Here is a 22133-nt window from a genome sequence, read left to right on the forward strand (position 1 = left end):
GGCGGGTGTGCGACAGGACTGGTCGCCGGAAGACGCGGTGGCGTGCTGGACGCTGGTGGATGGCGACTGGGAGCTGGTGGCCAACAAGTCCGGCCCGACCAGGCTCGGCTTCTGCCTCATGCTCAAGTTCTTCGAGATCGAGGGCCGGTTCCCGGAGTTCATCGAGGAGTTCCCGCAGCCCGCTGTCGAGTACGTCGCCGGTTTGGTCAAGGTGCCGGCGGCCGAGCTCGCGAAGTACGACCTGCCGGGCGCGAAGCGGCACCGGAAGCAGATCCGCGAGGCATTGGGGTTCCGGCCGTCGACCGTGGCGGACGAGGAACGGCTGACGGAGCGGCTGTCGACGGAGGTCTGCCCGGTCGAACTCGTCGAGGACCGGCAGCGGGAGGCCCTTCTCGTGCAGTGCCGTGTCGAGCGGATCGAGCCGCCGGGCCGGACCCGTGTCGAGAAGGTGCTGGTGGCGGCCCGCAACCGGTGGGAGCGGGCATTCTGCACGCGGACCATCGAGCGCCTGGGCGAAGTGTGCATGGACCGGCTGCTGGCACTGGTGGCCGAGGGCAGCGACGACGGCGCCGCGCTGCTCGCCTCGCTGAAGCGGGACCCGGGCGCGGTCGGGCTCGACTCGCTGCTGACCGAGATCACCAAGCGGAACGACGTGCGGAAACTCGCCCTGCCCGAGGGGCTGTTCGCGGACTGCTCGGAGAAGATGGTGGCCGCGTGGCGGGCGAGGGCGATCAAGATGTACCCCTCGGACTTCCGCGACACCAGCGAGGACGTGCGGATCACGCTGCTTGCCGCACTGTGCTCCTCCCGGCAGGCGGAGATCACCGACGCGCTGGTCGAGCTGTTGGTCGCCCTGGTCCACAAGATCAATGCCCGTGCCGAGCGGCGGGTGGAGAAGCAGCTCACCGCCGAGCTGAAGAAGGTCCGCGGTAAGGAGGGCATCCTCTTCCGCCTGGCAGAGGCCGCGGTCGGCAAGCCGGACGAGATCGTACGCGCGGCCCTGTTCCCGGTGGTCGGGGAGAAGACGCTGCGCGAGCTGGTGGCGGAGGCGAAGGCGAACGAGAAGGTCTTCAAGGCCAAGGTCCGCACGACGCTGCAGTTCGTACAGCAGCTACTACCGGCAGATGCTGCCGCCGCTGCTCAAGACGCTGGGATTCAAGTGCAACAACACCGCCTACCGGCCGGTGATGGACGCGATGAAGCTGCTGGAGAAGTACGCCGAGGTCGACGGCAAGACCCGCTTCTACGACACCGCCGACGCGGTGCCGATGGACGGCGTCGTCCGCAAGGACTGGCGCGAGGCCGTCGTCGACAACAAGGGCAAGGTCGAGCGCATCCCGTACGAGCTGTGCGTCCTGGTGGCGCTGCGGGACGCCGTGCGGCGCCGGGAGATCTACATCGAGGGCGCGCTGCGGTGGCGCAACCCGGAGGACGATCTGCCCGGCGACTTCGAGGCTACCCGCACCGTGCACTACGCGGCGATTCGCCAGCCCATGGACGCGGGGGAGTTCGTCACCAGCCTCAACCAGCGGATGACCGGCGGTCTGGACCGGCTGTCATCCGCGCTCGCCGCCGGCAGCGCGGGCGGGGTCAAGGTCACCAACCGCAAGGGTGAGCCGTGGATCACCGTGCCGAAGCTGGAGCCTCTCGATGAGCCCACCGGCCTCCAGTCGCTCAAGGAGGAAGTCGTACGACGCTGGGGCGTCCTCGACCTCCTGGACGTGCTGAAGAACGCCGACTTCCTCACCGCCTTCACCGACGAATTCGCCTCCGTCGCCGCGTACGAACGCATCGACCGCGACGTCCTTCAGCGCCGCCTGCTGCTCGCGCTCTTCGGACTCGGCACGAACATGGGTATCCGCGCGATCGTGGCGACCGGCGAGCACGGCGAAACCGAGGCCGCTGCGGCACGTGCGCCGGCACTTCATCACCGTCGACAACCTCCGCGCTGCGGTCACCAAGCTGGTGAATGCCACCTTCGAGGCCCGCGACACCGCCTGGTGGGGGCAGGGAAACGCGTGTGCGTCGGACTCGAAGAAGTTCGGGTCCTGGTCGTCCAACTTCATGACCGAGTACCACGCTCGGTACGGCGGCAACGGCGTGATGATCTACTGGCACGTCGAGCGCAAGAACGTCTGCATCTACTCCCAGGTCAAGTCCTGTTCGTCGTCCGAGGTCGCGGCGATGATCGAGGGCCTGCCGCGGCACTGCACCGACGCCGAGATCGAGTCGAACTACGTCGACACGCACGGCGCGTCTGTCGTCGGGTTCGCCTTCACCGAGCTGCTGAACTTCCGCCTGCTGCCAGGGCTGAAGAACATCGGCAGCATCCGCCTGTACCGCCCCGACGACACCCGCCCGGCTGGCCTGCGCTCGGGGCCTCGCTGACCCGTCCGATCCGCTGGGAGCTGATCGAGCAGCAGTACGACCAGATGGTCAAGTACGCCACCGCCCTGCGCCTGGGCACCACGGAGGCCGAACAGGTCCTGCGCCGCTTCACCCGCGGCGGCCCCAAGCACCCCACGTACCAGGCCCTGGAAGAACTCGGCCGCGCGGTGCGCACGATCTTCGCGTGCGACTACCTCGCCAGCCCCGACCTGCGCCGCGAGATCCACGGCGGCCTCCAGGTCGTGGAGAACTGGAACAGCGCGAACACCGTGCTCCACTACGGCAAGGACGGCGCCCTGACCGGCCCGGACAAGGAGCACGCCGAGACCTCGATGCTCGCCCTGCACCTGCTCCAGTCCGCGCTGGTCCACGTCAACACCCTGCTGTTGCAGCAGGTTCTCGCCGAACCGGCCTGGGCGAAGAAGCTGTCCGTTGAGGACCGGCGCGGCCTGACCGCGCTGTTCTGGTCGAACATCAACCCGTACGGTACCTTCCGCCTGGAGATGGACAAACGGCTCGACCTCGGGCTCCCGGTCACTGTGCCCCGTCCGCGTTCCGCAGCGGACGGGACACACACGAACGCGGGTTCCCGCGGCGGAAGATTCCCAATCGGTCCTCTGTGGACATATCAAGGCTGGTCCAACCAGCCCGGACGGACAAGCCGTCAGTGCACGGACCGGGCATGCTCCGCGGCCATCTCTGCGAGGACGCCGTCGAGCGGGGTGGGAGTTACGCCCAAGGTCTTCGCGGTCGATGACGCGTCGAGGATGTTGGGCCGGTCGTACAGATACAGCATCTCGGGAAACTCGGCCATGACCGAATCGGTGCGCCCGATGTCCTGGAGCTCTTGGACGGTCATGTGGTGCAGCTGCGGGGCTGGCGCGTCAGCCGCCTCCGCGAGGTGCGTGGCCAGTTCGCGCACCGATGCCTCTGACACGGAGGGCACGTGCCAAGCCCGGCACCAAGATTCGTCGTGCCGGGCGGCGGCGATGAGGGTGCGTGCCACGTCCCCGGTGTAGGACCAGCTGTGCGGTGCATCGAGGTCTCCCGGGTACGAGGCAGGCGAGCCGGCCAGCACCTGTGCCCCCACCATCAGCGTGAACGGCGAGTATGCGCCGATGCCGAGGTAGTCGTTGGCTCGGACCTCGGTCACCCGCACCCGGCCCGCGGCGTGGGCGGCGCAGGCGTCGAGCCACATTTGCGACCGGACGATTCCCTTCTGGCTGGTGGGTGCCATGGGCAGGTCCTCGGTGACGGGACCGTCAATCGGCCCGTACCCATAGGTGTTCCCGAGCATGACGTAGTCCGATCCGGTGCGTTCGGCTGTAGCCAGCAGCGCGGCGGCCATGGGCGGGAACTCGGCCGGCCAGCGGTCGTACGGCGGCATGGCGCAGTTGAACAAGATGGCCGCCCCAGTGGCCAGCTCGACAAGCCGGGCGGTGTCGGTGGCATCGGCGGCGACACGTTCGATCCTCGGATGCACCGGCCCGCTGCCGCGGCGGGTGATGAGGCGGACCTGTTCACCGGAGTCAGCCAGCAAACGGGCAGTGGCCGATCCGGTGGCTCCGGCACCGACGATGACATGCAAGGACACGCGTTCTCTCCTGGTCATAGAGGTGGAGCGGGCCACCGGACCAACAAGCCCGGCGCCGCTCTCACCACCCTGCGCGCGGAGTGATCCGTAAGATAGTGGCCCGAATGCCAAACACCTGGAGCTTCGGGCCATGCATCGAGTCGCCGTCATCGCCGTTCCCCCGGCCACTACTTTCGACCTGTCCATCCCCGAGCTGGTGCTGGGCGAGATGTCCGTGGACGGCCACCCCGGTTACGAGGTGCGCATCTGCACGGCCCGGCCGGGACCCGTCGCTGTCAGCAGCAGCCTGGAGATCACCATCCCAAGCGGGCTGGAGGCAGTCGCCGACGCCGACACCGTCATCGTCACCGGAACCGGCGCCCGAGAGGACATCGACCCCCGCGTACTGGAAGTGCTGCGGCGCGCGTCGGCCGCGGGCAAGCGCCTCGCCTCGATCTGCACTGGGGCGTTCGTCCTCGCCCAGGCAGGACTGCTCGACGGCCGCAGCGCCACCACCTACTGGGCGAAGTCCGACGAGTTCCGCAGCCGCTTCCCCGACGTCGACCTGCGCCCCGACGCGCTGTACGTCGAGGACAGCAATGTGCTGACCTCCGCCGGACTGTCCGCCGGCATCGACCTGTGCCTGCACCTGGTACGCGCCGACTACGGCGCCGCGGCAGCCAACGCCGTCGCCCGTCTGGTCGTGGCAGCACCCGTGCGCCCCGGAGGACAGGCTCAGTTCATCGAAACACCGCTGCCACCCGAAAACGGCACCTCGCTGGCCGACACTCGTGCATGGGCACTCGAAAGACTGCATGAACCACTTACGCGTGCTGCCCTCGCCACCCATGCCCGCACCAGCGTCCGCACGCTGACGCGCAAATTCCACGCGGAGACCGGCCTCAGCCCCTTGCAGTGGCTCCTCCACCAGCGGGTCAACCGGGCACAGGAGCTGCTGGAGACCACGGACCTACCCATGGACCAAGTCGCCCGCTTCAGCGGCCTCGCAACCACCGACTCGCTGCGCCAGCACCTCTCAAGACGAGCCGGACTCACACCCAGCGCCTACCGCATCGCGTTCACGCGACGCACGAGCCTGGGTGTCGGCAAACGACCGTCTGCCGACACTCGCACCCGTGATCACGAACCCGCAGGTGGACACTGTCGACAACTCGCGTCGGAAATCAACGTCGGTGAACGGTCGTCGGGGTAGTTTCCGACAATGCTTCTTGGCTACTGCCGCACCTCGACGGCCGACCAGAACCCCGACCACCAGATCGACTCACTTCTCCGCAACAACGTCGACCGCTACAACATCCACGTCGACGTCGCCAGCGGCGCGAAAGCCTCCCGCCCGAAACTCGACCTCGTCATGCAGCTCATGCGCGAGGGCGACACCTTGAAGGTCACCCGGCTCGACCGGCTCTCCCGCTCCGTCCTGCATCTGGTCACCCTCGGCGCCGACCTGCGCGAGCGCGGCATCGGCCTGCACGTCATCGAGCAGGGCATCGACACCTCCACCATGGAAGGCCGCGCCATGTTCGGGATGCTCAGCGTGCTCGCAGAGCTCCAGAGAGAGCTGATCGTGGCGAACACCAACGACGGGCTCGCCTCCGCGCGCGCCCGCGGTCGCGTCGGCGGGCGCCGGCCGAAGCTCACGGCCGACCAGGCCGAGCTCGCTCAGCAGCTCTACGACGCCCGGGAGAAGACCGTCCAGCAGATCGCCGACATGTTCAACGTCCCCCGCTCCACGGTCTACGGTCACCTCGACCGCGAGAAGACCGTGCCCCGCCAACCGAAGAAGACCGCCGCGGCGAAACCCTGAAAGCTACCGGTGGGTTACTTGCTCCCTGGTGTCTGAGCTAGGACTCCAGGGCCTAGTCGGGAGGCCCGGCGTACGAGCCGTCGGTGATGTCCGCGACGAACGTCCGGTACGGCTCGGGCAGGACGATGCCGTGCTCGGCCTCGAAGGCGTGGACCGCCTCCCGGCCGAGCGCCGACGCACCGTCGTCGTCGATGTCGAAGGCCGCGCGCAGGGCGGCGAGGTCGTCCGGGGAAGCGTGCTCGGTGTCCATGGGGATCATGGATATCACCCGGCTCCGACAGCCGGTTCGGGTTCCCGGCCGGCCGCCGGGGCCCGCCGTTAGTCTGGCGCGTATGGCAGGCGGACGACGTACCCACCGAAGCGCCGAAGGTTCCTTCCGAAAGGGCTGCCGGAACCTCCCGGCACCCTGGTCCCGCGCGACGAGTACCCGGCGGCCCGATCCGAGGGAGGCGCACGGCAACCTTTCCGCCCCCGGCGGCGACTACTGACCGTCCCCTGCCGCGCGGGCGGAGACCGTCGGACGGCCGGGCGGTGGCAGTGACGGGAGAGACGTCATCGAAGCGCTTCGATCACTCTCTGGACAGGCTCTGCACGGGGCTCTAGGCTCCAAGGTATCTGTGCATGTCAGATAGCCAAAGGATCGCCAAGACTCTCCGTCGAAGCGCTTCGAACACTCAGGATTCCGCCCCTCGTCGTCCCCCAGGGAGAGCTGCATGGTCACGCTTGCCGAGGTCGCCCAGCACGCCGGAGTCTCCGCGAGCACGGTGAGCTACGTCCTCAGCGGGAAGCGCTCCATCTCGACCTCCACCCGTGAGCGGGTCGAGCAGAGCATCCAGCAGCTCGGCTACCACCCCAACGCGGGCGCCCGCGCCCTGGCCAGCAGCCGGTCCAACATCATCGCGCTCATGGTCCCGCTGCGCACCGACATGTACGTGCCCGTGATGATGGAGATCGCCATCGCCGTCGCCACGACGGCCCGCACCCACGGGTACGACGTCCTCCTCCTCACCGGGGAGGAAGGCCCCGCCGCCGTGCGGCGGATCGCCGGGAGCTCCCTGGCGGACGCCATGATCCTGATGGACGTGGAGCTCCAGGACGAGCGGCTGCCCCTGCTCCGCGAGACCGACCGGGCCGCCGTACTCATCGGGCTGCCCGCCGACACGGCCGGGCTGACCTGCGTGGACCTGGACTTCGAGGCGACCGGGGCACTCTGCGTGGACCATCTCGCCGGTCTCGGACACCGCGAACTCGCGGTGATCGGGGAGGCCGCCGCGGTGTACGAACGGCACACCGGCTTCGCCGAGCGCACGGTGGACGGCGTACGGGCCAAGGCCCACGAGACGGGCGTCCGGGTGCTGCACCGCCCCTGCGAAGGCGGGTACGCGGCGATGGCCGGCACGCTGGCCCGGATCTTCGACGAGCGGCCGGGCACCACCGGTTTCATCGTCCAGAACGAGGCCGCCGTCGAGCCGCTGCTCAACCTGCTGCAGCAGCAGGGCCGCGCCGTCCCCGAGGACGTCTCCGTCGTCGCGATCTGCCCCGACCAGGTGGCTTCCCAGGCGTCGGTGCGCCTCACCTCGGTCGCCATACCGGCCCAGGAGATGGGTCGCCGGGCGGTCGAGCAGGTCGTCGCCAAACTCGCCGGCCGCGGTACGGACGAGGTCGAGCTGCTGACACCGGAACTGACCGTCCGTGCGAGCACCGGCCCCGCGCCCCTCTGACCTCTCGGCCCACGGTGACGGACGAGCCGGCCCCCCGCCGGGAGCCGGCTCGCATGCTGTCGTGCTCAGCTGGACGAGACGCTGAAGGAGTTCGTCCTGAAGTCCAGGCCGCCCGCCGACGAGGTGATCTCGTAGCCGAACTGGACGTCACCGATGGTCTCGTTGCCCCACCAGCCCTTGGTGTCCTTGATCCACTTCAGGATCGGCAGGATGTTCACCGTCCCGGACGCGGAGTCGGAGGTCCGGAGGAACGAGAAGACCTGGTTGGCCCCGTTGTCGCCCTTGTAGACGTTCCAGGTGTGGCCGCCGAGCGTCACCGTTCCCTGCGAGGTGCCGAGCGCGCCGACGTCCCCGTTGTAGTTGACCCAGAGCATCACCTCGTAGTCGTAGTCGGTGTCCCAGATGTCGTACGACGTGTTGTAGTCGCCGGCGACCGGGACGGTGACGTTGTAGCTGCTGGTGAGCGAGGCCAGCGAGGTGATGGACCTGCCGACGACCTTCTTGGCGTTGGGGTAGGACTTGATGCCGCCGGTGTCCGGGTGGTTGGCCCACACGCCCCAGTTGGCAGAGGAGTTGACCCAGATCGACTGCGGGCCGGCTCCGGAACCCCAGATGTTGTTGTAGAGGGTGTAGCCGTCGGACGTGGCGTAGTTGCCCCACTGGTCCGAGGAGGACCAGATCGCGGCGTGGGCCGGTGCGGCGGCGAAGCCGATCAGGGCGGCCACCGCTGCCGCCGGAGCGAGTACGAACCTGCTGAGGGTGCGTCGTGCCATGGTTGTCCCTTCCATGGTGGGGGGATGGGGCGGAGCAACTGCTACTGCTGCCTCGGAGCGAGGAAGCAGTCCACGCCGGCCGTCAGGTCGGGCAGCATCTGAGCGGTACCGGCGGAGGCTTCGGTGAGGGCGACCGCGTCGCCCGGGCGGACTTCCGCACGGGCGTCACGGTTCGTGGTCCGCGGAGGGATCCGGCTCCTCCCTGCCGTTGGTCATGGTGCGGTGGTGCTCCTCAGTACGGCGGCTCCGTAGCGGTCCAGTTCGACGCTGCCGTCGGCCTTCGCGCCCGTCAGCAGATCGATGTGCGGACCGGGCAGCTCCACGGTCACCCGGCCCCTGCCGTGGTGCAGCAGGAACAGCACATCGCCCCGGCGTACCGCCTCCACTCCGGCGGGCAGTCCGGCCATGACGGGACGGGCGCCCGCCTCCCCGGCCGCGCGGCCCAGCAGCGCGCGCAGCGCCTCCGGAGCGGGCAGCGTCGACACGTACCAGGCGGAGCCCTTGCGGAGCACCGCGGGCAGTCCGTCGAGTTCGCCGCCGCGGTAGGCGGCGACCGTCTCCGCGCTGCCGTCCGGCTCCAGCTCCTCGGACCACAGCCCGCCCTCGAAGCCCTCGCACTCCACCACCGCGCCGGCGTCGAGCGGCCACCACTCGTGCACGGTGCGGATGCCGAGGAGTTCGCGCAGCCGTGCGTCCATGCCGCCCGGCCTGATCCGGTCGTCCTCGTCGGCGATACCGGTGAAGAACCCGCAGACGAGGGTGCCGCCGCCCCGGACGTACGTGACCAGGTTGTCGATCGCCGCGTCCGTGAGGAGGTAGAGATGAGGTACGGCGACCATCCGGAAAGCGCTCAAGTCGGCTTCGGGGCGGGCGAATTCGGTGGCGAACCCGCCCTCCCAGAGGCCGCGGTGCCAGGACTGCACGACCTCGGTGTACGAGAGCAGCGAGGACGGGCGGTCCTCCTGCGTGCTCGCCCACCACGCGTCCCAGTCGTGGAGGATCGCCACGTCCCCGGCTTCGGCGACGCCGCTCACCTCGGGTCCGAGGAGGGCGAGTTCTGCCCCGATCCGCTTGATCTCGCCGAAGGTGCGGCCCTGTTCGCCCGAGTGGCCGAGCATCGCCGAGTGGAACTTCTCCGCGCCCTGCCGGGACTGACGCCACTGGAAGTAGCAGACGGCGTCGGCGCCCCGGGCCACGGACTGGAGCGACCAGAGCCGGTTGAGCCCGGCCGGCTTGGGGTGATTGACCCCCCGCCAGTTGACCGCGCCCGCGGCCTGCTCCATCACCATCCACGGGCCCCCGGCCTGCGAGCGCGTCATGTCGGCGAGCATCGCGTTGTACTGACCGCCCAGAGAATCCTGCGGATCGGGATAGACGTCGACCGAGACGACGTCCTCCTCGGCCGCCCACGCCCACGCGTCCTGGCCCGCCCACAACGGCATGAAGTTGGTCGTCACCGGAGTGTGCGGGGTGTGCCGGGCCACGATGTCCCGCTCGGCGAGGTAGCACTCCATCAGGGCGTCGGAGGTGAACCGCTTGAAGTCCAGCAGGTGCGCCGGGTTGTGCCGGTACTGCGTGGTGCGCGGTGGCAGGATCTCCGCCCAGGAGTCGTAGCGCTGACTCCAGAAGGCGGTGCCCCACGCCTCGTTGAGCGCGGCCGTCGTGGTGTAGCGCCAGGTCAGCCAGCGGCGGAAGTGCTCGGCGGTGGCATCGCACCAGCAGTGCGTGCAGTACTCGTTGTTGATATGCCACATGGTGAGGGCCGGATGGGCGGCGTACCGCGCCGCCAGGTCCTCGGTGAGCGCGGCGGCGTGGCGCCGGTAGACGGGTGAGCTGGCGCAGAAGTGCTGCCGGGACCCGTACCAGATCACCGATCCGTCCTCGGCGCGCGGCAGCGTCTCCGGGTACCGCGCACCCATCCAGGGCGGCGGGGACGAGGTCGGTGTGGCGAGGACGACGCCGATTCCGTGTGCGTGCATCAGGTCCATCAGCCGGTCGAGCCAGCCGAACTCCCTTGCTCCCGGGTGGGGTTCGATCCTCGCCCAGGAGAAGACGCCGAGCGTGACGGAGTTGACGCCGGCCTCCCGCATGAGACGGGCGTCCTCGGCCCACACCTCCTCGGGCCACTGCTCGGGGTTGTAGTCGCCACCGAAGAGGATGCGGCCTCGGGCGGCGTCGCGCAGGGACGGCATGGACGTCTCGTTTCTTACTCGGGGTCCGCGTACTGGATTCCGCGGCCGTTGGTGCCGAGGTAGACACGGCCGTACACGCGGGGGTCGCCGGTGATGACCTCGCCGGTCCAGCCCCACTGATGGGTCTGGTCGTTGATCCGGACCCAGGTCGCCCCGGCGTCGTCGGAGCGCAGCACCGCCACGCCGTCGTACGTCGCGGAGACCCGGCCGGTCTGGTAGATCGCCGGGTAGGCGGCCCTGACCCGCCGGCCCGCCGACGGGGCCGCCCGGCCGAAGCCGAGGGCGTGCGAGGCATGGCAGTTCGCCACCGCGGTGAAGGTAAGGCCGCCGTCCGTCGAGCGGAACAGTCCGTTGTCCTTCGCCGAGAGCCACAGGTCGCCGCTGCGGCCGGGCGCCGCCGCGATACGGAACTGCGCGTCGCCCGAAGGCAGTTGCGCGGCGCCCTTGGTGAACGTGAGGCCCGAGTCCTTCGATGTGAAGACCGCGCCGGTGTCGGTGTCGTACACGTAGAAGCGGCTGGAGTCGAGCGGGTCGGCGACCGGTGTGCCGCCCTTCGGGAACGTGGGGACCTCGGCCCAGGTGGCGCCGCCGTCCGTCGAGCGGTGGGCGGCGTACTTGGTTCCGTCCCAGTGGACGAACGACCACAGGAGCGTCCCGCCGTCCGCGCTCACGGCGATCGGACCGGGCGCCGAAGCGGCGAGGGAGGGCTGGGAGGCGAAGGGCTGCCAGCTCGCACCGCCGTCGTTCGAGTACGCTCCGGCGGCGCCCCCCGAGGGCCAGCCGGCCCGCACGACGTACGAGGGTGCGAGGGTGGCCAGCGCCAGCCCGGTGGCCGAGCCGATGACCGGATTCGAGGCCATGCCGCGGGACGGGGAAGCGGTCAGCGACTCGTGGTACATCACGCCGATGTCCCCGAGCCCGCTGAGCAGTTGGGCGCCGCCCGAAGGAGGGGCGATCAGCTGCCGCACGGCGGACTCCTCCAGGCCCCGGATCTCCGGTGCCCAGTGCACCAGGTCCCGTGTCCCGAAGACCGTGGCGCCCGTGCCGTACACGATGTGCCGCGAGTCGAAGGGGTCGACGGCGAGCGCCTGGATCCACCAGCCGAACTTCGCCTCGGTGCCGCCCCAGCGCAGATACGGGGTCTCGGACACGTCGAGGACCGCCGTGTCCTTCAGTGAGGTCCAGCTCGCGCCGCCGTCCGTGGAACGGAACAGCGTGTCGACGGGCCCCCAGCGGTTGTTGGTCGACACGACGACCGTCCCGGGGCGGCTCGCGTCGACGGCGACACCGCCGTAGCCGAAGGCGTCGCCGCCGCTCGGCGCCACGGGGGAGACGTCGGACCAGACCCCCGTCACCGTGTCGAGCCGGTGGACGGAGCCGTTGGACTGGTTGTTGGGGCCGGGGCCGTCCGCGTAGGTCACGTACAGGGCCTGGGTACCGGTGTCGTACGCGGCACGGATCGGCACCTTCGTCGCCGCGGCGCCCGCGGACGGCTGCCCCGGCACCGCCTGCCAGCCGCCCGAGCCGTCCGTGCGGTAGAGCGCGGTGCCGCCGTCGCCCCAGCCCGCGTACACCGTCCGGCCGGCGGCCACGAGCACCGTGATGCCCTGGCCGCTCGCCGACGGGGTGGCGGGGAAGGCGGCCGCGGCCCAGGTGGCACCGCGGTCGGTGGAGCGCAGCAGCCCGTCGTGACGGGTGCCGAGCCAGAGCGTCTCGCTGTCGCGCGGGTCGACGAGCAGCCGCTCGCCCGCACCCCGGCCGTCCTCGTTCGCCCCGAGCCGTACCGTCAGGTCCGTGCGGGCCCAGGTCGCGCCCCGGTCCTCGGATCTGAGCACCGCGCCGGGACCGGCCCAGGACTGGGCGTACGTACCGAGTGCGAGGTAGAGCCGGTCCGGGAAGGCCGGGTCGACGGCCATCGCCTCCACTCCCAGCAGATTCCAGTCGTCCCAGCCGAGGTGATCGGTGAGCGCGGTCCAGCGGGCCTCCACCGCGTCCCAGCGGTAGGCGCCGCCGATGTCGGTACGGGCGTACGCCAGGCCCGCCACGGCCGGGTGGAAGAGCACGCCCGTCACGAACCCGGTGCCGCCGATCGCCGCGGTGCGCCAGCGGTACGCCTGGGCGGTCGCCCTGCCGCGGCGGGACCCGGCCGCGGCGGGGGCCGCGAGCGGCAGGGTGGCTGCCGCCGCGGCGACGGCCGCTGTGGCGAGCACGGTACGGCGACGGGGCATGGGGAGGGACGAATCGCGCATGACGAACACCTTCCGGTGGGGGAGTGGTGGGGGTCGTGCCGTGCGTGAACAGAACAGAGGGAGGTGCGGGGGAGGGCCGGTCGCCGGTGTGGGGCTCAGCCCTTGACGGCGCCGGTGAGCATTCCCTTCTTGAAGTGCTTCTGGACGAAGGGCGACAGCACCGCGACGGGCAGCAGGGCCAGGACCATCACGGCCATCTGGATGGCGAGGGGCGAGAGCCCTCCGGTGTTGATGGCCTGGGCGAGACCGACCGGCCGCTCCTGCTTGAGGACCAGCTGGTTCATGATGTTCTGCAACGGGAGCATGTCCGGGTCGCTGATGTAGATCGAGGCGTTGAACCAGGCGCTCCAGTAGCCGACCGCGTAGAACAGCGTGATCACCGCGATGACGGCCCGGGAGAGCGGCATGACGATCTGCCACAGGATGCGGAAGTCGCCGGCGCCGTCGATCCGGGCGCTCTCGATGAGTTCCTGCGCGGTGCTCATGAAGAAGGCGCGCAGGACCAGGATGTTGAAGACGTTCAGGGCGCTGGGCAGGATCAGCGACAGATAGGAGTCGGTGAGGCCGAGGCCCTGCACGACCAGATAGGTGGGGATGAGTCCGGCGCCGAAGAACATCGTGGCGAGGAGGATCAGCAGGAACGGCCGGTGCAGTACCGATCCGGGGCGGGACAGCCCGTACGCGCACATGATCGACACGGTCATGCTGAACAGCGTGCCGACCACGGTCACACAGAGGCTGACGATCGTGGCCCGGGTCACCTGGCCGCCGCCCAGGAGCTCCTGGTACGCGACGAAGGTGATGCCCCGGGGGACCACGACCAGTCCGCCGGTCTCGGTGATGGTCTTCACGGAGGACAGACTCGTGACGATCACCACCCAGATCGGGAAGAGGATCGCCAGGCAGACCCCGACCAGGACGACGCCCTTGGTCGCGAGTCCCGCCCTGGTCGGTTCCTCCTCCCAGACGGGCCGCAGCCTGCCCCGGACCATCGGGCCCTGCTGCCGTCCGTTCAGTTTCCCTGCGAGCAGGCTCACTTCTTGTACACCCCCTGCTCGCCCATGAGATGGGCGACCTTGTTGGCCCCGAGCACGAGCAGCAGGCCGAAGATTCCCTTGACGATGCCGACGGCCGCCGCGTAGCTGAAGCCGCCGTTGGTGATGCCGACGTTCCAGACGTAGGTGTCCAGAACCTCCGAGGCACCGGGTCCGACAGCCGTCCGTTGCAGCAGGATCTGCTCGAACCCGACGGTCAGCGCGTTGCCGACCTGGAGGACGAGCAGCAGAGCGACGACGGGGCGCAGGGCGGGCAGCGTGATGTGCCACATCCTGCGCCACCGGTTCGCCCCGTCCATCGCGGACGCCTCGTACAGGTCAGGACTGACGGAGGCGAGCGCCGCGAGGAAGACGATGACGCCCCATCCGGCGTCCTTCCAGATCATCTCGAAGGTGATCAGGAACTTGAACAGACCCGGATCGGTCATCAGGTCGATGCCGTCGTGGCCGTGGTCGCGCAGGGTCTGCGCGATGAGGCCCGCTCCGCCGAACATCTGCTGGAAGACGGTGACGACGAGCACCCAGGAGAAGAAGTGCGGGAGGTAGAGGATCGCCTGCGCGACGGCGCGGACGCGCGGCCGGACGAAGCTGTTGACGAAGAGGGCGAGGAGTACGGGGACCGGGAAGAACAGCGTCAGCTGGATCAGGAAGATCGCCAGCGTATTGCGCAGCGCCGACCAGAACAGACGGTCGTTCACCATCTGCTCGAACTGGTCGAGACCGACCCAGGGGCTCTGCAGCATCGCCTGGAAGGCGTTGTCGGCGACGTACGGGTCGTACTCCTGGAAGGCCACGACGTTCCCGGCGAGCGGGATGTACGCGAAGACGACCAGCAGGATGATCGCCGGGAGCGTCATCAGGATCAGCGTGCGATCACGCCGCAGTCGGTGCCGCAGCGTGATCCCGCCCGCCGGCGTGACCGCCTCGGCGGTCTTGACCTGCTTCTTCCTCATGGCCGGGCGAGGCGCCCCGGCCTTGGTGCGGGGTTCGGTGTCGACCATGTCAGGAAGCCGAGTCCCCGGTCTCGTCGAGCAGCTTCTTGTACCAGTCACGGAGCTTGTCGCCGCCGCGCGAACGCCAGTCGGAGACGTTCTGCTGCATGTCGCCGATCTTCTTGCGGCCGCGGACGATGTCCTTCTCCAGGTCCTCGAACTGGGCGTTCAGCTCCGTGAAGCGGGCCGGCTCCTGGATCTGCATGCCGTGGAAGAGCGGCTTCTGCGTGTGTGCGCCCTGGCGCTGCTGCCACTCGACCATGCCCTTGGCGACGTCCGGGTGGTCGGGGAAGGCGCGGAAGGCCGCAGGGCCCGCGATGTACTCGTACGTGGCGAAGACCTGGTTGTTGCCGTCCTCGGTCTTGGAGATCACACCGTCCTTGACCGTGTGGTGCACGCCCTCGACGCCGTACGCCTTCAGCCGCTGTTCCTTGGTGCCGTAGGGGGCCGCCGTGAAGTTGGCGAGGGCGAGGATCTCCTCGATCTTCTTCTTGTCGGCCTTCTCGCTGATGAAGCACCAGATGTTGGAGGGCGGTGCGGCGTACAGCGTGGGCGTGCCGCCGTCGTGGGCGAAGATGTCCATCGCCGCCATGGAGAACTTCGGGTCGGCCAGCCGCTGGACGGCCGTGGCGCCGTACCAGTCGGAGATGTCGCCGTTGTACATCCGGAGCTTGCCCGACGAGAACAAAACCTTCTGGTCGCCGCGTTCGGCCTTGACGTCGGGGTGGACGAAGCCGGCCGAGTACAGGGAGCGCGACCACTCCAGCGCTTCCAGGTACTCGTCGGTCTCGTAGCGGTTGACCAGTTTGCCGTCGACGAGCTTCCAGTAGTACGGCTTCTCGGGCAGCACCCCGAAGAAGGCGAAGGCGGACCAGGTCATGTCACCGCAGGCCCACACCTTGCTCTTCGGAGCGTTCATCTCCTTGCAGAGGTCGTAGAACTCCTGCGTGGTGGTGGGGACCTCGTACCCCTTCTCCTCGAAGAAGCCGGGCGAGTAGAACGGCGCGATGTTCGGCGTGGACTCGGCGGGGAAGGGCAGGCCGCGCAGCTTGCCGCCGAAGATCGCCCGCTGCCATGCCCCGGTCGGGATGGCCGCGAGGTTCGGGTACGCCTTGACCTTGTCGCCGGCCAGGTAGGGGCCGAGGTCGGCGAACTTGTTGGCGACGGCGCTGGGGATCTTGCCGTTCAGCTCCCAGCTGGGTACGACCACGGCGTCGGGGACGTTGCTGGAGGCGAGGACGGCGCCCAGCTTCTGGCCGTAGACGTTGCCGTCCTGGTTCTGCCACTTGACCTTGACCCCGGCCGCTTCGTCCATCGCGGTCCAGTACGCGTTGCCGGCGCCGGGCGAGGTGCCCCACAGCGGGGCCATGATGCTGACCTCGCCGCCCTTGCCGAGCTTCTTCGGTACGGACACGGCCAGCTGGTCGGCGGGCTTCGCTGTGGTGAAGCCGATCGCGGAGCCGTTCTTGGAGGGGATGTCCGGGGTGACGGCCGCGGAGGGGACGTACGTCGGCAGCAGGTCCTTGAGCTTCTTGCCGGTCGTGGTGCCCTCGTTCTTCGCGTTGTCCGAACCGCCGCAGGCGGCGAGCAGCGGTATCCCGCCGCCGACCGCGGCCACGACGACCGCGGTGGAGGCGAGGAAGCTTCTCCGGCTCGGGGAAGAGGAGGAATTCGGCGTCATTGCGTCAACCCTTCGAGGCGCACCAGGACACACGGCGGGCGACCGCCGGTCGGCTCCTGTGTCTGAGGTGGGGCGTTACTGACTGAGCCGGATGAACCGGCCTGAGCGAAACGCTGTCGAAGCGCTTCGATGTTGCAGCGAGGTTAAGTGAAGCCATCCGGCCGCACAAGAGTCCGATCCCGGATTCCTCGGAGCTGTTTCCGTTCTGTTTCCCCTGCGCTGCGGGGGCCAAGAGGCCCCACATGGGGCTCAGGGATCGGCTGAGGAGTGCCGCACCCTTGACACCTGCAGGGTTCGGCACGGAGCATCGAAGCGCTTCGAAAGATCTTCTCGGGCTTGCGCCTCGACGGAGCGCTCAGACCTCCCACCTCTCCAAGGGGACCCGCACGTGACGGACCATTCGCTGCCCTTCCGCGACCCGCAGCTGCCCTTCGCCCGGCGCACCGACGATCTGCTCCGGCGGCTCACGCTCGACGAACGGATCGCGATGCTCCACCAGTTCGCTCCCCCGGTGGAGCGGCTGGGGCTCGGGGCGTTCCGAACCGGCCAGGAAGCACTCCACGGAGTCGCCTGGATGGGCCCCGCGACCGTCTTCCCGCAGGCCGTCGGACTCGGCGCGACCTGGAACGACGAACTGGTGCGCCGGATCGGTGAAGCCGTCGGCAACGAGGTCCGGGCCAAGCGCGCGGAGGACGACCGGGTCGGCCTCAACGTCTGGGCCCCGACAGTGAACCTGCTGCGCCATCCGCTGTGGGGCCGCGGCGAGGAGGGGTACTCCGAGGACCCGGCGCTGACCTCCGCCATTGCCGTCGCGTACACCCGGGGGCTGCGCGGCGACGACCCCCGCTACTGGCGTACGGCCCCGGTCCTCAAGCACTGGCTCGCCCACAACAACGAGACCGACCGCGACACCGCCTCCTCGTCGGTCCGCCCGCGGGTGCTGCACGAGTACGACCTGCGCGCCTTCCGCGATGCCGTACGGGCGGGTGCGGTCGCCGGTGTCATGCCGGCGTACAACCTGGTCAACGGCCGTCCCAACCACGTCTCGCCGCTCCTCGCCCAGCAGCTGCGCCGCTGGACCGACCAGCCCCTCGTCGTCTGCTCGGACGCGGGGGCGCCGTCCAACCTCGTCGACTCCGAGCACTACTTCGACACCCACGAGGAGGCGACCGCCGCCGCCCTGAAGGCCGGTGTCGACAGCTTCACCGACCACGGCCAGGACTCCGCGGTGATGACCGGGCGCATCCGGGACGCGCTGGCCAAGGGGCTGATCGACGAGAGCGACATCGACACGGCGGTCCGCCGACTGCTCTCCCTGCGTTTCTCGCTCGGCGAGTTCGACCCCGACCTCGACCCGTACGAGGCCATGGCCTGCTTCGACACGGCCGGGCACCGGGCCCTCGCCCAGGAGGCCGCCGAGCAGGCGGTGGTGCTGCTCGGGAACGACGGGCTGCTGCCCCTCGAACCGGTGGCGGGCCGGACCGTCGCGGTCGTCGGACTGCTCGCGGACGCCTGCAAGCTCGACTGGTACAGCGGCACGCTCCTGCACCGCTCGACCCCGCTCGACGGACTGCGGGAACGGTACGGCGCCGAGAACGTCCTGTTCGCCGAGGGCGCGGACCGGGTCCGGCTGACGTGCGCCGAGGGCCGGCTCCAGGTCCCCGCGACGGACGAGGCCGCCGACCGGGCGCGCGGCGCCGAAGGGGCACTCGACCCGGCGCTGCTGGCCGGACGCACCGATCTGCCGCCGCGCTCACCTGCGGGGAGCTCGGCACCGAGTTCGCGCTCGTCGACTGGGGCGACGGCGTCCTCACGCTGAGGACCGCCGGGGGCCGCTATCTGTCGGTCGCGGACGACGGCTACGTACGGGCGTCCGCCGACGAACCGGGAGGCTGGGTCGTCCAGGAGACGTTCCGCCTGGAAGCGGTGGAGGGACACGACGGCGGGCACCGCCTTCTGCACATCGGGACAGGTGGATACGTGTCTGTCGCCGCCGATGGGGCAAAGGTTGCCGACTCCGGCGAAAAACTTTCCGCCGCCCGCGGCACCGTCTTCGAGGTGGAGATCGTCGAGCGCGGCGAGGACGCCGTGGCCCGGGCCGCCGCAGCCGCCGACACGGTCGTCGTCGTCGCCGGGAACGACCCGCACATCAACGGCCGCGAGACCGAGGACCGCACCACGCTCGACCTGCCCCCGCAGCAGGAGCGGCTGTGGCGGGCCGCGCACACCGCCAACCCGCGCACGGTCCTCGTGCTGACCTCCGCGTATCCGTACGCGGTCGCGGAGGCCGCGGCCACCCTGCCCGCCCTGCTGTGGACGGCGCACGGCGGTCAGGCCGCGGGCACCGCGCTCGCACGCGTCCTCGCCGGTGACGTGTCCCCGGCCGGCCGGCTCCCGCAGACCTGGTACGCCGGCGACGCCGACCTGCCGGACCTGCTGGACTACGACATCATCGGGTCGCGGCAGACCTACCTCTACTACGAGGGCACCCCGCTCTTCCCCTTCGGCCACGGGCTCGGGTACAGCGACTTCACGTACTCCGGCCTGGCCGCCGCGCGGGAGGAGGACCGGTTCCGGGTCTCGCTCACCGTCACCAACACGGGCACGACCGCGGCCGACGAGGTCGCCCAGCTCTACGTGCGGGCCGAGGGACCGGCCGACGGGCTGCCGCTGCGCACACTGGTCGGCCACCGCAGGCTGCACCTCGCGCCGGGAGCGGGCGAGCGGGTCGAGTTCCTCGTCCCCGTGACGGACCTCGGCCACTGGAGCGTGGCGCACGACCGCTGGACCGTCGAGCCCGGCGCGTACGAATTCCTGGCGGGTGCCTCCAGCGCCGATGTCCGGGCCGGTGCCACGGTGGTCGTCGACGGCGAGCCGTCCGGCCCCCGGCCCGTCCTGGAGCGCGGACTGGGGGCGGCCGACTACGACGAGCAGCGGGACACGGTGATCGTCGACCGTGCGAAGGAGGACGGGGACGCGGTGTCCCCGGCCGGTGAGTTCGGTCAACTGCTCTTTAGAGAATGCGACTTCGGGGACGGTGTACGGGCCGTCTCGGTGTCGGTGGCCGGGCAGGGGTCCGTCGTGGTGACGGTGGACGGAGTGTCGGCGGACCTCACGGTCCCGGGCGGTGAGGGGCCGTACGACGTACGCACCCATGACGCGGAGTTCACCGTCCGCGGAGTCCACGACGTACGCGTCGCGCTGCACGGCGGCGTACGCCTCGCCCACCTCGCCTTCGTATCCGGCATGGAGTCCTCATGAAATTCACCGACGGCTTCTGGCTCATGCGTGAGGGCGTCCGCGCCTGCTACGCGACCGAGATCCGTGATCTGCGCGCCGAGGACGACCGGTTCACCGCCTACGTGGCGGTCAAGCACGTCGCCGAGCGCGGGGACACGCTCAACACCCCGCTGATCAGCGTCGATTGCTTCTCTCCGGCCGAGGGGGTCATCGGCGTACGCGCCACCCATCACGCCGGAAGGGCGAGACGCGGGCCCGACTTCACCCTCCTGCCCGACGCCGGTCCCGTGCCGCCCGCCCGCGTCCGCCGGGACGGACCGGTCACCGAGCTCACCAGCGGTCCGCTGACGCTGCGCATGGACGGCGACGGCCCATGGGGCATGACCTTCCTCGACGAGCAGGGGCGGCGTCTCACCGGCGTCGACACCAAGGGAACCGCCTTCGCCACCACACCCGACGGCGCACACCACATGATCGCCCAACTCGCCCTGGCCGTCGGCGAGAACGTGTACGGCCTCGGCGAGCGCTTCACGCCGTACGTCAAGAACGGCCAGAGCGTGGACATCTGGCAGGCCGACGGCGGCACCAGCAGTGAACAGGCGTACAAGAACATCCCGTTCTACCTCTCCTCCCGCGGTTACGGCGTCTTCGTCAACCACCCGGGCAAGGTGTCCTTCGAGGTCGGCTCCGAGTCGGTCGGACAGGTGCAGTTCAGCGTCGAGGACCAGTCGCTGGAGTTCTACGTCGTCGCCGGGCCGACGCCGAAGGAGGTGCTGGCCCGCTACACCGCGCTGACCGGCCGGCCGGCGCTGCCGCCGGCCTGGTCCTTCGGCCTCTGGCTGACCACCTCGTTCTGCACCTCGTACGACGAGGAGACCGTCACGTCCTTCGTCGACGGCATGGCCGAGCGCGACATCCCCCTCACCGTCTTCCACTTCGACTGCTTCTGGATGCGCGAGTACCAGTGGTCGGACTTCCTCTGGGACCCGGACGTGTTCCCCGACCCGGAAGGCATGCTGGCCCGGCTCAAGGAGCGCGGGCTGAAGATCAGCATGTGGATCAACCCGTACATCGCGCAGAAGTCCGCCCTCTTCGCGGAGGGCGCCGAACACGGCTACCTGGTGCGCAGACCGAACGGGGACGTCTGGCAGTGGGACCTGTGGCAACCCGGCATGGCCCTGGTCGACTTCACCAACCCGGCGGCCCGTGACTGGTACAACGCCAAACTGCGGGTCCTCCTCGACCAGGGCGTCGACTGCTTCAAGACGGACTTCGGCGAGCGCGTCCCCACGGACGTCGTCTGGCACGACGGCTCCGACCCCGAGCGGATGCACAACTACTACGCGCAGATCTACAACCGCACCGTCTTCGAACTCCTGGAGAAGGAGCGCGGCCACGGTGAGGCGGTGCTCTTCGCCCGCTCGGCGACGGCGGGTGGCCAGCAGTTCCCGGTGCACTGGGGCGGCGACTGCTTCGCCTCGTTCACCGCGATGGCCGAGTCGCTGCGCGGCGGCCTCTCCCTCAGCCTGTCCGGGTTCGGCTTCTGGAGCCACGACATCGGCGGCTTCGAGGGCACGCCCGACCCGGAGGTCTTCAAGAGGTGGCTCGCCTTCGGGCTGCTGTCCTCGCACAGCCGGCTCCACGGCAACGTGTCCTACCGGGTGCCTTGGGCGTTCGGTGAGGAAGCGGTCGATGTGGCCCGGCAGTTCACCCTCCTCAAGCACCGGCTGATGCCCTATCTGTACGGAGCGGCGGCCGAGGCGCACCGCACGGGCGTACCGGTGATGCGGCCCATGCTGATGGAGTTCCCCGAGGACCCGGCCACCCGCACGCTGGACCGCCAGTACATGCTCGGCCCCGACCTGCTGGTCGCCCCGGTCTTCTCCGCCGACGGGGACGTCGAGTACTACGTCCCCGAGGGCACCTGGACCTCGCTGCTCACCGGCGAGCGGATCACCGGCCCGGCGTGGCGCCGGGAGACGCACGGCTTCGACAGCCTGCCGCTGCTGGTGAGGCCCGGAGCCGTACTGCCCTGGGGCGCGGACGACCAGCGGCCCGACGGGGACTGGCTGGACGGGCTCACCCTGCGGGTGTTCGGCCCGGACACCCCGGCCGTCGAGCGCACCGTTTCCGTACCGGACCTGTCGGGTGTTCCGGCCGCCGTGTTCCGTGTCGTCCGGGACGGGGACACCGTGCGGGTGACGGCGGAGGGGACGGACAGGGCGTACCGCGTGAGCGCCGAGGGCTCCGGTGCGGCGGGGGAGGGGTCCGGAACGGTCACCGTCGCCGTCTGAGCAGGCAAGGCATCCGTACCGAGTGCGCCCGTGCGCTCACACAGCGTCGACGGCCCGTTGGGCGGCCCCTCACCAGGGGTCCCCGGCGGGCCGCCGTGCTGTTCCCGGCCGTGCGGCTGCCCGGAGTGAGCCGCGTCACTCAGCGTGAAG

14 protein-coding genes and 3 pseudogenes are annotated in these 22133 nt (G+C 69.8%); 8 read left to right on the top strand and 9 right to left on the bottom strand.

The window, feature by feature from the left end; translation table 11 throughout:
• Positions 1-7 precede the first annotated feature (7 nt).
• Positions 8-1615 carry a DUF4158 domain-containing protein gene (locus OG230_RS30220; protein WP_328906903.1) on the top strand — a complete coding sequence of 536 codons (1608 nt, stop codon included), beginning with the start codon at positions 8-10 and terminating at the stop codon, positions 1613-1615.
• Here OG230_RS30220 and OG230_RS30225 read toward each other — a convergent pair.
• Positions 1557-1928: a hypothetical protein gene (locus OG230_RS30225; RefSeq protein ID WP_328906904.1), complete on the bottom strand. Its 372-nt coding sequence runs from the start codon at positions 1926-1928 to the stop codon at positions 1557-1559. The genes OG230_RS30220 and OG230_RS30225 overlap by 59 nt on opposite strands.
• Here OG230_RS30225 and OG230_RS30230 point away from each other — a divergent pair.
• Both OG230_RS30230 and OG230_RS30235 read left to right on the top strand, forming a co-directional pair.
• Positions 1912-2388 carry a Tn3 family transposase gene (locus tag OG230_RS30230; RefSeq protein ID WP_328906905.1) on the top strand — a complete coding sequence of 159 codons (477 nt, stop codon included), beginning with the start codon at positions 1912-1914 and terminating at the stop codon, positions 2386-2388. The genes OG230_RS30225 and OG230_RS30230 overlap by 17 nt on opposite strands.
• A 23-nt stretch (positions 2389-2411) precedes the next feature.
• Positions 2412-2822, top strand: a pseudogene (locus OG230_RS30235) (Tn3 family transposase); the annotation flags it as partial.
• Positions 2823-3052: 230 nt separating this feature from the next.
• Here the strand turns inward: OG230_RS30235 and OG230_RS30240 are convergent.
• A complete protein-coding gene (locus tag OG230_RS30240; protein ID WP_328906906.1) occupies positions 3053-3982 on the bottom strand; it encodes an NAD-dependent epimerase/dehydratase family protein in 930 nt (309 codons plus the stop codon).
• Positions 3983-4112: 130 nt separating this feature from the next.
• Between OG230_RS30240 and OG230_RS30245 the strand changes: the two genes are divergently transcribed.
• Both OG230_RS30245 and OG230_RS30250 read left to right on the top strand, forming a co-directional pair.
• Complete coding sequence (locus OG230_RS30245; protein ID WP_328906907.1) at positions 4113-5174, top strand: GlxA family transcriptional regulator; 1062 nt, start codon at positions 4113-4115, stop codon at positions 5172-5174.
• Between the two features lie 9 nt (positions 5175-5183).
• Positions 5184-5786: a recombinase family protein gene (locus OG230_RS30250; protein ID WP_328906908.1), complete on the top strand. Its 603-nt coding sequence runs from the start codon at positions 5184-5186 to the stop codon at positions 5784-5786.
• Positions 5787-5841: 55 nt separating this feature from the next.
• Here OG230_RS30250 and OG230_RS30255 read toward each other — a convergent pair.
• Positions 5842-6036, bottom strand: a pseudogene (locus tag OG230_RS30255) (SMI1/KNR4 family protein); the annotation flags it as partial.
• Positions 6037-6499: 463 nt separating this feature from the next.
• Here OG230_RS30255 and OG230_RS30260 point away from each other — a divergent pair.
• Positions 6500-7507 carry a LacI family DNA-binding transcriptional regulator gene (locus OG230_RS30260; protein WP_328906909.1) on the top strand — a complete coding sequence of 336 codons (1008 nt, stop codon included), beginning with the start codon at positions 6500-6502 and terminating at the stop codon, positions 7505-7507.
• 65 nt (positions 7508-7572) lie between these two features.
• On the opposite strand, the gene OG230_RS30265 is transcribed toward OG230_RS30260, so the two are convergent.
• The 6 genes from OG230_RS30265 to OG230_RS30290 form a co-directional block, all read right to left on the bottom strand.
• Positions 7573-8280 carry a GH12 family glycosyl hydrolase domain-containing protein gene (locus OG230_RS30265; RefSeq protein ID WP_328906910.1) on the bottom strand — a complete coding sequence of 236 codons (708 nt, stop codon included), beginning with the start codon at positions 8278-8280 and terminating at the stop codon, positions 7573-7575.
• A gap of 212 nt (positions 8281-8492) precedes the next feature.
• Positions 8493-10472 (bottom strand): beta-galactosidase, encoded by a 1980-nt coding sequence (locus OG230_RS30270; protein WP_328906911.1) that lies wholly within the window; start codon positions 10470-10472, stop codon positions 8493-8495.
• 14 nt (positions 10473-10486) lie between these two features.
• Positions 10487-12721, bottom strand: a complete 2235-nt coding sequence (locus OG230_RS30275; protein ID WP_328906912.1) for a WD40/YVTN/BNR-like repeat-containing protein — start codon at positions 12719-12721, stop codon at positions 10487-10489.
• Positions 12722-12816: 95 nt separating this feature from the next.
• On the bottom strand, positions 12817-13713 hold the full coding sequence (locus OG230_RS30280; RefSeq protein WP_328911588.1) for a carbohydrate ABC transporter permease: 897 nt from the start codon (positions 13711-13713) through the stop codon (positions 12817-12819).
• Positions 13714-13754: 41 nt separating this feature from the next.
• Positions 13755-14729: an ABC transporter permease gene (locus tag OG230_RS30285; protein ID WP_328911589.1), complete on the bottom strand. Its 975-nt coding sequence runs from the start codon at positions 14727-14729 to the stop codon at positions 13755-13757.
• A 49-nt stretch (positions 14730-14778) separates the two neighbouring features.
• Positions 14779-16449, bottom strand: coding sequence for an extracellular solute-binding protein (locus OG230_RS30290; protein WP_328906913.1), 1671 nt, complete (start codon positions 16447-16449; stop codon positions 14779-14781).
• Between the two features lie 388 nt (positions 16450-16837).
• Here OG230_RS30290 and OG230_RS30295 point away from each other — a divergent pair.
• Together OG230_RS30295 and yicI are read left to right on the top strand one after the other, a co-directional pair.
• Positions 16838-19710: pseudogene (locus OG230_RS30295) on the top strand (glycoside hydrolase family 3 C-terminal domain-containing protein).
• Complete coding sequence (yicI, locus tag OG230_RS30300; protein WP_328906914.1) at positions 19707-21983, top strand: alpha-xylosidase; 2277 nt, start codon at positions 19707-19709, stop codon at positions 21981-21983. Before OG230_RS30295 ends, yicI begins: the two are co-directional and overlap by 4 nt.
• The last annotated feature ends 150 nt before the right edge of the window (positions 21984-22133 follow it).

This window comes from Streptomyces sp. NBC_00234, from assembly GCF_036195325.1.
Lineage (GTDB): Bacteria > Actinomycetota > Actinomycetes > Streptomycetales > Streptomycetaceae > Streptomyces.